Origin of the sequence: Micrococcus sp. Mcc89, from assembly GCF_024519795.1 — a bacterium.
Classification (GTDB): domain Bacteria; phylum Actinomycetota; class Actinomycetes; order Actinomycetales; family Micrococcaceae; genus Micrococcus; species Micrococcus luteus.
The window spans coordinates 1-2,646 of sequence record NZ_JALJRI010000047.1 but is presented as its reverse complement, the minus strand read 5'-3'; the positions used below and the strand labels follow the sequence as shown (position 1 = coordinate 2,646).

Genomic DNA, 2,646 nt, shown 5'->3' with positions numbered 1-2,646 from the left:
TGTAAGCGGCCATGAAAAGCTGCCCATAGGTGGCCAGGGAATGACCCGCTGACGGCCATGAGGACTGCCCAGTGATGGCCACGGGAACTGCCCGGTGCTGGCCATCTGGTTTGCCCGCGTTGCTCGTTGCCCGCCGCGTCGTGAGCCGGCGGGGGCCTCCTCCCCGGGTTGGATATCGGTGTCGAATCGAATCCAGCGAGGAAGAGGCCCTGAATGAAGGATGCCGCAGAAACCATGAAAATACTCAGTGCCTATGACCTGACCAAGTCATTGCGGGGCGCCGCCGAGCTGGCCGGTTGCTCCCATCACACCGTGGCCCGGCTGGTGCGGGCCCGCGACGCCGGCCAGACCCCTGGATCCGGAGCCAGCCGCCCGAAGGTCACCGATGTCTGGCTGCCCAAGATCGAGGAATGGGTCGAGGCCTCCACGGGCAGGATCCGCGCCGATGTCGTGCACGCCAAGCTCACCGCAATGGGCTACACCGGCTCTGAGCGCTCCACCCGGCGGGCGGTGGCCGAGGTGAAGGCCGCCTGGCGGGCCGGGAAGCGCCGGGTGCACCGGCCCTGGATCACCGAGCCGGGCGCATGGCTGCAGTACGACTTCGGCGATGGGCCGGCGATCGACGGGGCCAAGACGGTGCTGTTCGTGGCCTGGCTGGCCTGGTCCCGCTACCGGATCGTCATCGCCCTGCGTGATAGGACGGCTCCGAGTGTGTTCGCCGCCCTGGACCGGTGCTTCCGGCTGATCGGGGGCGCGCCGACCTATGTGCTGACGGATAACGAGAAGACAGTGACGGTCTCTCATGTGGCCGGGGTGCCGGTGCGTAACCAGGCCACCGTGGCGTTCGCTCGGCATTACGGCGTGGAGGTGCTGACCTGCCAGCCAGCGGATCCGGCCGCCAAGGGCGGGGTGGAGAACGCGGTGAAGCTGGCCAAGGCCGACCTGGTCCCGAAGGACACCAACCTGCGGGACCAGTACGCCTCGTTCGCTGAGCTCGAGGCCGCCTGCGCGGGGTTCATGGCCATGGTGAACTCCCGGGAGCACCGGGTGACCCGGCGCCGCCCGGACCACATGCTCGCCGAGGAGACCAGCGCGTTGCATCGGATCCCCGCCACGGCGCACACCGTGGCCTACGGGGTGGGACGGAAGGTGCCGGAGAACACGCCGATGGTCTCCTTCGAAAACGCCCAGTACTCGGTGCCCGCGCACCTGCTCGGGGCCGAGGTGTTCGTGCGCCATCACGGCACCGGACCGGACTCGATGGTGGTGATCATGCACGCCGGTGCGCAGGGGCCGGTGGAGGTCGCCCGGCACCGGGTGGCCCGGCCCGGGTCCCCGGCCATCGACGACGCGCACTTCCCCGGCCACGAGACGGACAAGGTGCCCGGGGACTACACCCCGGTGCCCCGTTCGGCGGCGGAGGCCGAGTTCCTGGCCATCGGGGCCGGAGCGAGGACCTGGCTGGTGGAGGCCGCCGCGGCCGGCACCAGCCGGATCGGTCAGAAGATGGCCGAGGCCGTCACCCTGGCCAAGCTCGCCGGCACCGACCAGGTCGACCGCGCCCTCGGGGTGGCCGCGGTGCACCAGCGCTTCGCCCACGGCGACCTGGCCTCCCTGCTCACCGCCGCCGGCCACCGCACCGGGATGCACACCGCCACCGAGGAACGGTCCCTGACCCAGGGCACCGCCGGCTGGGCCGGCCTCGGTACCTCCAACACCGAGGGGGCAGCCCGGTGAGCATCCACACCCCGAACACCGCCGCACCGGCGCTGCCGGCCGATTTGGAGGCGCTGTTGCGGCAGCTGAAGATGCCCCACGCCCGCGGTATCGCCGCCGAGGTACTGGCCACCGCCCGGGCCCAACGCTGGGAGCCGGCCGAGGTCCTCAAGGCCCTGCTGGTCGAGGAGACCACCGGTCGGGCCCGATCCATGCTCGCCGCCCGGCGCAAGGCCGCCGGGTTCCCCACCGGCAAGACCTTCACGACCTGGGATCCGGGCGCCTCCTCGATCCCGGCCCCGACCCAGCAGTCCCTGCGCACCCTGGAATGGCTCTCGCGCAGAGAGAACCTCGTGGTCTGCGGGCCCTCCGGCACCGGCAAGACCTTCTTCCTCGAGGCCCTGGGCCAGCAGGCCGTGGAGGAGGGCAAGCGGGTGGCCTGGTTCACCCTGGAGGACCTCGGGGCGATGATCCGGGCCCACCGGCCCGATGACACCATCACCAAAGCCGTCGCCCGAATCCTGCGCGCCGACCTGATCGTCATCGACGACATCGGCCTGCTGCCGGTCGCCGACGATGCCGCCGAGGGCCTCTACCGCATCGTGGACGCCGCCTACGAGAAACGCTCCGTAGCGATCAGCTCGAACCTGCACCCGGCCGGCTTCGACGAGCTGATGCCCAAGACCCTGGCCACCGCCACCGTGGACCGGCTCCTGCACCACGCCCACGTGTGCCAGACCACCGGAGACTCCGTACGGATGACCCAGGCAATGGCCGGGAAGGGAGTCATGCCACTGAACTGATCCCATCACGGTGGCCAGCACCACCACCCAAACGGGCAAACCAGCTGGCCACCAGTGGGCAGTTCTGATGGCCACCAGCGGGAAGAAACACTGGCCGCCTATGGGCAGAACTCAATGGCCCTTGACA

Annotated in this window: 2 protein-coding genes; both read left to right on the top strand. The window is 70.0% G+C overall.

Annotation, left to right across the window (positions count from 1 at the left end; translation table 11 throughout):
* The first annotated feature begins 213 nt into the window (after positions 1 to 213).
* Positions 214 to 1,737 carry an IS21-like element ISMlu14 family transposase gene (locus NR072_RS05905; protein ID WP_031943827.1) on the top strand — a complete coding sequence of 508 codons (1,524 nt, stop codon included), beginning with the start codon at positions 214 to 216 and terminating at the stop codon, positions 1,735 to 1,737.
* Positions 1,734 to 2,519, top strand: a complete 786-nt coding sequence (gene istB / locus NR072_RS05900) for an IS21-like element helper ATPase IstB (protein WP_010078636.1) — start codon at positions 1,734 to 1,736, stop codon at positions 2,517 to 2,519. The genes NR072_RS05905 and istB overlap by 4 nt, the downstream gene beginning before the upstream one ends.
* The last annotated feature ends 127 nt before the right edge of the window (positions 2,520 to 2,646 follow it).

Excerpts from the sequence above, each read along its gene's own strand:
- NR072_RS05905 (WP_031943827.1), top strand. The coding sequence starts at position 214 with ATGAAGGATGCCGCAGAAACCATGAAAATACTCAGTGCCTATGACCTG.